A 1,011-nucleotide genomic window follows, 5' to 3' on the forward strand; every position below is an offset into this window, starting at 1 on the left:
ATTGAATTTGCATAACAAACGGCTCAAGAGGGATTGCCAACGCGTGGCGACTTTAGTGCAAAATTGAAGTTCAGTGTTTAAGTGTGTTTTTTAAGTTCGGCGGTGCGTTGTCAACCCCTTAGCCGGGCGTTATATGACTAAAGGAGTCCAGCTTTGATCAGATGGGATCATGTTGCAGATCATGTTGATTTCAATCTTGAAATTTCTGTGGAAGACTTTTTAATATCGATTCCCCGAAATGGTAAAGTTTTAGATTTTGGTTGTGGTTACGGACGTATTTCAAATCAGCTTCAGAAGTTGGGTTATAAGGATTTAGTTGGTGTAGATTCATCAAAAGAAATGATTAATCGAGGTCTAACCGACTATCCTGAACTTGATTTACGTTATCAACAAGATGGTTTATTTTCTTTTTCAGACAATGATTTTGATGCGATAGTGGTATGTGCAGTATTGACTTGTATACCTGTTCAGGATTCTCGTGAAAAAGTAGTATCTGAACTCTGGCGGGTTTTGAAACCCAACGGTGTGTTGTATTTAGCTGAGTTTTGTTCAATCGAAAGCCTACACTTTTTATCAGGTTTAGGTATCGAAATGTGGCATAGTCGGCCAAAAGAGATTGAGGCTTTGCTATCAAACTTCAGTATTGAATTGTCGAAAGTATCTGAAACTTCAACTATTTCAGGTCATGTCAGTAATGAGGTTCATATCATCGCGCGTAAAGTCATATAACAAACGGTTCAAGAGGGACAGCCAACGCGCGGCATTTTTATTATGCGTTGGTTTTTGTATTTACGGTGTTATGCGGAAGCTTGGTAGTAGCGTTGGCTGCCCCTTAACCGGGCGTTATGCAACTCAGGGAAATTTAGGGGTTCAATCTTTTTAGATTTCTCCGGCCATTCATTTTGTGTTGTCGGCAAATGAGCACTTTTATCCTCAGATTCGTGGTTCACTCAAACCGTAAAACAGGCAAGGTTCTTTGTTTGCCTCAATCAGTTTTAGCGTTGGCGTGTT

General features: G+C 40.1%; 1 protein-coding gene. It reads left to right on the forward strand.

The genetic code is table 11. From position 1 onward, the window contains the following. The first annotated feature begins 153 nt into the window (after nucleotides 1–153). Nucleotides 154–729 carry a class I SAM-dependent methyltransferase gene (locus AACR75_RS03720; protein WP_047691689.1) on the forward strand — a complete coding sequence of 192 codons (576 nt, stop codon included), beginning with the start codon at nucleotides 154–156 and terminating at the stop codon, nucleotides 727–729. Nucleotides 730–1,011 lie beyond the last annotated feature (282 nt).

It is taken from the genome of Vibrio sp. ZOR0018, from assembly GCF_963865925.1.
Classification (GTDB): Bacteria; Pseudomonadota; Gammaproteobacteria; order Enterobacterales; family Vibrionaceae; genus Vibrio; species Vibrio anguillarum.